Origin of the sequence: Candidatus Tremblayella phenacoccinincola (assembly GCF_002682985.1) — a bacterium.
Classification (GTDB): domain Bacteria; phylum Pseudomonadota; class Gammaproteobacteria; order Burkholderiales; family Burkholderiaceae; genus Tremblaya; species Tremblaya phenacola_C.
In genome coordinates this window covers 1-5390 of sequence record NZ_MKGN01000011.1, presented here as the reverse complement: position 1 = coordinate 5390, position 5390 = coordinate 1, and the positions used below count along the sequence as shown (strand labels likewise).

The following is a 5390-nucleotide window of genomic DNA, read 5'->3' as shown; positions in this document are numbered from 1 at the left end:
ACAGCGTTAACACAAAGACTGTTTAGAACCACTACAAAGAGGAAGTATTCTATAGTTAGCATGGGTTCCAGCTCTCCTTGGGTTTGGATGTCTCTTGGGTTGTGGTCTATGGGTTGAGAGCCTGAAGAAGATGTTCTTAATAGAAGCATCAGTAGCTTCATCTAAATATGTTAGAGAAGGGAGTAATATAGATATGCCTAATAACTACTACTACCCTCCTCCTTCTAGCTATATAGCTAACTACCAATAGGGTTCCCCCAAAGAACTATCTAAGCAGCTCATTAATAGATGTTTTAAGCAAGGTTTTCCTATCGATCTTCTTAACAATAACAGCACAACTTAGACTGTACTTCCCATCTTTTATCAAGCTACCTGGCACAACAACTGAACCTGCTGGAACCCGTCCATACAATACCTCGTCTCTTTCCCTATCATATATCTTTGTGCTCTGTCCTATATATACACCCATAGCTATTACTGAACCCTCTTCAATAACCACTCCTTCCACTATTTCAGACCTAGCTCCAATGAAGCAGTTATCCTCTATTATAACAGGCTGTTCATTTAAAGGTTCTAATACGCCCCCAATTCCAACACCTCCTGAGATGTGGACTCTTTTACCAACTTGTGCACATGAACCGATAGTAGACCAAGTATCAACCATCGTGTCTTCTCCAACATATGCTCCAATGTTGATGAAGGAAGGCATGAGCACTACGTTCCTGGATACATACGAACCTCTTCTTATCGAACCAGGTGGAGAGCTCCTGACGGATTGCTTTTCGGTGTGTCTTAGTAGCTTAAGTGGTATTTTGTCATAGAAACAAGAATAACCAGCATCAAGCCTAAATAGCTTTGCATATCTAAAGTATAATAGGATTGCCTTTTTGATCCATTCGTTTACATACCAGACTCCATTCCTTTTTTCGCATACTCTTATCTTGCCAGCATCTAACTCCGAAATAACATGATCTACAACTTCATAGGCTTCTCTACTTTTGGTTGTGCTTTCGTATATATGCTCTTCATTCCATAGTTGTTCCACTATTCTACATACGTTAAACATATGCTTATATGACAGGCTTATGTGAATGGCTGTTGTTACCAAGTTGTTCCCATTATCTAATATAGAATCAACGTTTAACCATGACAAACCCATCAGAACAGGCAGTTAAGACACCACACTAAGAACATAACCGTTGGTGGCTGTATTGAACAAGCTGTCAGTTTGTTGATAGAGCCGTCCCCATAACACTGGTTAAACGCATACGTCTGGCTAAATAAACCAATATTATACTAGCTAACTGCTAGAGTCTGGGTTTTATTGATATAGACCAGGCTTAATTACTAACATGGAGCTATACACACTATAAGCCTGCTAGAATGACTGAAGATATTATTAAGAAGATGTTAGAGTCAGGGGTCCATATTGGACATAGGAGCTGCTTTTGGAATCCTAAGATGTTTCAGTATATTTATTGTAAAAGACGTAGAGTCCACATCATAGACCTATCTAAAACCATTCGTATGCTCAAGAAAGCCATATTATTTGTTGAACGTCTGGTTACTGAGAATAAGCATATATTGTTTGTGTGTACCAAATGGCAACTGCAAAGCTTCGTTGAAAAAGAGGTTTCCAGAATAAGCATGTCGTTCATTACTAAAAGGTGGTTAGGAGGAACGTTAACAAACTTCAATACTATTAGCAACTCAGCATTAAACGTAACCGACTCACTAAAAGCTAAAGGTCTTAAAGTCAACAGAGTTCCAGATGCTGTTGTTGTTGTTGAAGCAGTAAAACATAGAATAGTAGTTAGGGAAGCACAAAGACTACGGGTTCCTGTAATAGCAATAGTGGATACGAACTGTTCTCTGTCTGGCATAGACTTTCCAATACCTGCCAATGATGACTCAGCTACATCTGTACATCTGATTCTAGCTGGTATAATAAAACACATACACAAAACCAAAGCAGTGTCTAAAGGAAAAGGCTTAAGTAGTTAGCTAAAACAACTGCTGAATGATTACCTTAATCGTACTACCAAACATATATCTGTGCCCATTGGGTTTGCTTTTAACTGCTGTTGGTGATACTAGCCTCTGTGATCTCATGTTGAACGAAGGTATTAATGTTCCTCATCTTTGTGGAAAAGCATGTGTTTGTTCTTCATGTATAATCAACATTAAGCAGGGAGCAGAAGCTATACGCATCGCAACCAACTCTGAAAAGGCTTTGTTAGTAACGAATAGAAGTGACTCCAGACTATCTTGCCAATCATATCTAGGAAAGGTCTGCTAACATTCTGTGTTGTTAGTTGGTGTTTTGGTGTTACTTATGGGTTTGTTCTGTGGTTAAGGATTAAGCTGGAACTGCCATACACTGTAGTAATAAGTTACGAATACTTTGACTAATCTAAACATCTTTTCACAATGCACAAACTAACCGGGGTAGTTACAGCTGTTGTTTCACCAATGTTTCCTGATGGCTGTTTAGATGTATATTCTTTCAGGAGCTTTATAGAATGGCAGGTTCTTTCAGGTATTAACGGACTAACCGTTGCTGGTACTACAGGTGAAGTATCAACTCTTTCATATGAAGAACATATAAGCCTTGTTAAAACAACCATTGATCAAACAAAAGGTAGAGTTCCAATAGTTGTAGGTTCAGGGAGTAATTCTACGTTCGAAGCAATACACCTTACCCAAGCCATCAAAGAGTTAGGAGCTGACTATTCCCTACAAGTTGTTCCGTATTATAACAAGCCAACACAAGAAGGCCTATACAAGCATTTTAAGAGGATTGCTGAAGCTGTAGACCTGAATATCATATTGTACAGTGTGTCCAGCCGGACTGGAGTTGGTTTGACAGCTGATACAATACACAGGCTATCTCAGATTCCTGGCATCGTTGGCATAAAGGAAACATCAGCAAACATGTTAACTATATACAAGCTACTACGAACCAAAAGACTATTGAAGGACAAGTTTGCTGTATATAGTGGGGATGACTCAACATGTTTAGGTGCTTCTGAAATAGGAAGTAATGGGGTGATCTCTGTTATATCTAACCTGATTCCTAAAAGCATTGTTAACCTATACAACCTCTCGTATAGACTATCCACTAAAGATAAGCTAAACTACATATGCTCAAAGGTATTTAAGCTGTGTAACCTCATGTTTATAGAAACCAACCCAATCCCAGTAAAAACAATCTTAGGGAAGCCTGGTCTAATAACTAGTGGAGTCAGGCTTCCACTGACGCATTTAAACTACAACCATTGTATTAAGGTTTTAAAAGCAATCAGAACCCTTTAGCAGCAGTTGGAGGGGTAGTGACTAATCCCTCCGTTAATAAGGATCTGTTATTCTTTTGTTTGTATGTTGGATGCTTGTTTGCCTTTAGGTCCTTGAATGACATCGAATGTTACCTTTTGACCTTCCTTTAATGTTTTAAAGCCCTGAACGTTGATAGCTGAAAAGTGCGCAAACAAATCTTCACCACCTTCATCTGGAGTAATAAACCCAAATCCTTTTGCATCGTTGAACCATTTTACAACGCCTGTTGCCATTTCAAATCCTCAACTTCTCCTTTTATTGCTTTAATACTAAAAAACCCAAATGAGCTTATCTATCTTTCTTTTCAACATACAAGACGTGCTTTCCTACGATAGGATCATATTTCATTATATTCAGCTTAGGTTGGCGTGTTCTGTTTTTAAAAGAAGTATAAAAATGACCGGTGTTCTTGGTGGAAACTAACCTTATGATTACTCTGTTGTTATTAGACACTTCGGTTCCTATATGTGAACTTATCTAACACACGGAGTCCTGAGCTTGATACTTTCCTACGAGACCAACTGTTATTTGCTTCTGACCAAACTCTTTTGAAATGCAGGTTAATACTAAAGCTCCTTCTCGTTTTGTTATGCGAGGGTGATACTATGTTTCCTTTCAGATTCTTTATTCGGGTTATATAACATAGCTTCATAGGTTAGTTGTTGCTTTTAAAGGTTAGTAGTTTAAACAGCTGCCTTTAGATGAACAGTAGTAATCCTAGTAGTTGTTTTATTGGGTTTATGTTAGAGTTGTCCTGATACTAGATGCGAGTGTCTATAGCTTGAGTGTCTGAGTGACTGAGTCGTGCAGGTCTCGAACCTGCGACAAATGGGTTAAGAACCCACTGCTCTACCACTGAGCTAACGGCCCTCCAGCATAGTCTTAGATAAAGGTCCTCCCCACATACAGAGAGCTAGACACACCTGAGTTCCTGCATACAGCTAGCTATACCGATATAGTTCACTTGGTAGAACAACTGACTTGTAATCAGTAGGTAGTGGGTTCGATTCCGACTATCGGTAGTTAGCTATATAAGCGGATATAGTATAAAGGCTATTATTCTAGCCTTCCAAGCTAGAGATGTGGGTTCAATTCCCATTATCCGCTCAATATAGATGTTGATATAGCTTAGTAGGTTAGAGCACATCTTTGGTATAGATGCGACGCCGGTTCGAGACCGGCTATCGGCAACATCTTTTATTGCTTTTAAGGTCATTACAATATTAGATATAGCTATGCTTGAAAGCCCTATAGTAGAAGTCCGTATATTAAACCTAGAAGAGAGACTAACTCTTTTAAAAGATAACCTAAGGATTGATGTTAAGAAAGAAAAGATTAATGAGTTAGTTATTATGTTAGCTAATAAGTCCATATGGTCTAATAAAAACCAAGTAAGCTGTTTAAATAGAGATCTTTCTTTACTTAGGATTGATGGGTCAATATTAGATAACCTATTAGAAACCTTTAGAGGCATTAAAGAAGTAGTTAGACATACAGCTACTAATATTTCTCATAATGAAACAACCTCAGTTACTTTAGTTGCTATAAACAATGAGTTATGTGTATTAGATAAAAAGATAACCCAACTAGAGGCTAACTTAATGTTTAAGAATAAGACAGATAGGTTAGGTTGTTATATAGACATTCAGGCTGGTTCTGGGGGTATTGAGTCCCAAGACTGGACAAGCATATTATTACGTATGTATCTTCGTTGGACAAGTCTTCATAGGTTTAAAACAGAAGTTGTCCATGTACTAGTTGGAGAGCTAAATAAACCTAAGTCTGTTACTATTAAGATTCAAGGAGCCTATGCTTATGGATGGTTAAGAACCGAAACAGGAATACATAGGTTAGTACGAAAGAGTCCTTTTAGTTCTAATGGAAAGCGACATACTTCTTTTAGTTCTATATATGTTTATCCAGAGATAAGTGATGCTATTAACATATATATTGTTCCTTCTGACCTAAGAATAGACACATTTCGTTCTTCAGGGGCTGGAGGACAGCATGTTAATAAAACAGAGTCAGCTGTTAGGATAACACACTTACCAACT

The 5390-nt window shown here is 38.1% G+C and carries 8 protein-coding genes and 4 tRNA genes; 7 read left to right on the top strand and 5 right to left on the bottom strand.

What is annotated here, in order from left to right; translation table 11 throughout:
• Positions 1-265: 265 nt before the first annotated feature.
• Complete coding sequence (dapD, locus tag TPPER_RS00570; protein WP_099336848.1) at positions 266-1066, bottom strand: 2,3,4,5-tetrahydropyridine-2,6-dicarboxylate N-succinyltransferase; 801 nt, start codon at positions 1064-1066, stop codon at positions 266-268.
• Positions 1067-1383: 317 nt separating this feature from the next.
• Between dapD and rpsB the strand changes: the two genes are divergently transcribed.
• The 3 genes from rpsB to dapA all read left to right on the top strand — a co-directional run bounded on the left by rpsB (position 1384) and on the right by dapA (position 3315).
• Complete coding sequence (rpsB, locus tag TPPER_RS00565; RefSeq protein WP_099336847.1) at positions 1384-2004, top strand: 30S ribosomal protein S2; 621 nt, start codon at positions 1384-1386, stop codon at positions 2002-2004.
• 16 nt (positions 2005-2020) lie between these two features.
• Entirely contained in the window at positions 2021-2299 is a 279-nt protein-coding gene (locus TPPER_RS00560; RefSeq protein WP_099336846.1) for a 2Fe-2S iron-sulfur cluster-binding protein, read from the top strand.
• Positions 2300-2430: 131 nt separating this feature from the next.
• Positions 2431-3315: a 4-hydroxy-tetrahydrodipicolinate synthase gene (dapA, locus tag TPPER_RS00555; protein ID WP_099336845.1), complete on the top strand. Its 885-nt coding sequence runs from the start codon at positions 2431-2433 to the stop codon at positions 3313-3315.
• Positions 3316-3362: 47 nt separating this feature from the next.
• On the opposite strand, the gene TPPER_RS00550 is transcribed toward dapA, so the two are convergent.
• The 4 genes from TPPER_RS00550 to TPPER_RS00535 form a co-directional block, all read right to left on the bottom strand.
• A complete protein-coding gene (locus TPPER_RS00550; protein ID WP_099336844.1) occupies positions 3363-3569 on the bottom strand; it encodes a cold-shock protein in 207 nt (68 codons plus the stop codon).
• A 55-nt stretch (positions 3570-3624) separates the two neighbouring features.
• Positions 3625-3789 carry a 50S ribosomal protein L33 gene (rpmG, locus tag TPPER_RS00545; RefSeq protein ID WP_099336843.1) on the bottom strand — a complete coding sequence of 55 codons (165 nt, stop codon included), beginning with the start codon at positions 3787-3789 and terminating at the stop codon, positions 3625-3627.
• On the bottom strand, positions 3782-3988 hold the full coding sequence (rpmB, locus tag TPPER_RS00540; RefSeq protein WP_099336842.1) for a 50S ribosomal protein L28: 207 nt from the start codon (positions 3986-3988) through the stop codon (positions 3782-3784). Before rpmB ends, rpmG begins: the two co-directional genes overlap by 8 nt.
• 146 nt (positions 3989-4134) lie before the next feature.
• Positions 4135-4206, bottom strand: a tRNA-Lys gene (locus TPPER_RS00535).
• A gap of 79 nt (positions 4207-4285) precedes the next feature.
• On the opposite strand from TPPER_RS00535, the gene TPPER_RS00530 reads away from it, so the two are divergent.
• The 4 genes from TPPER_RS00530 to TPPER_RS00515 all read left to right on the top strand — a co-directional run.
• Positions 4286-4358: transfer RNA gene (locus TPPER_RS00530), tRNA-Thr, on the top strand.
• A 13-nt stretch (positions 4359-4371) separates the two neighbouring features.
• A tRNA-Gly gene (locus TPPER_RS00525) sits at positions 4372-4443 on the top strand.
• Between the two features lie 10 nt (positions 4444-4453).
• A tRNA-Thr gene (locus TPPER_RS00520) sits at positions 4454-4526 on the top strand.
• A 45-nt stretch (positions 4527-4571) separates the two neighbouring features.
• Positions 4572-5390: PCRF domain-containing protein (locus TPPER_RS00515; protein ID WP_099336841.1), on the top strand; the 819-nt coding region annotated here is incomplete at its 3' end.

Excerpts from the sequence above, each read along its gene's own strand:
- dapD (WP_099336848.1), bottom strand. The coding sequence starts at position 1,066 with ATGTTTAACGTATGTAGAATAGTGGAACAACTATGGAATGAAGAGCAT.
- rpsB (WP_099336847.1), top strand. The coding sequence starts at position 1,384 with ATGACTGAAGATATTATTAAGAAGATGTTAGAGTCAGGGGTCCATATT.
- TPPER_RS00560 (WP_099336846.1), top strand. The coding sequence starts at position 2,021 with ATGATTACCTTAATCGTACTACCAAACATATATCTGTGCCCATTGGGT.
- dapA (WP_099336845.1), top strand. The coding sequence starts at position 2,431 with ATGCACAAACTAACCGGGGTAGTTACAGCTGTTGTTTCACCAATGTTT.
- TPPER_RS00550 (WP_099336844.1), bottom strand. The coding sequence starts at position 3,569 with ATGGCAACAGGCGTTGTAAAATGGTTCAACGATGCAAAAGGATTTGGG.
- rpmB (WP_099336842.1), bottom strand. The coding sequence starts at position 3,988 with ATGAAGCTATGTTATATAACCCGAATAAAGAATCTGAAAGGAAACATA.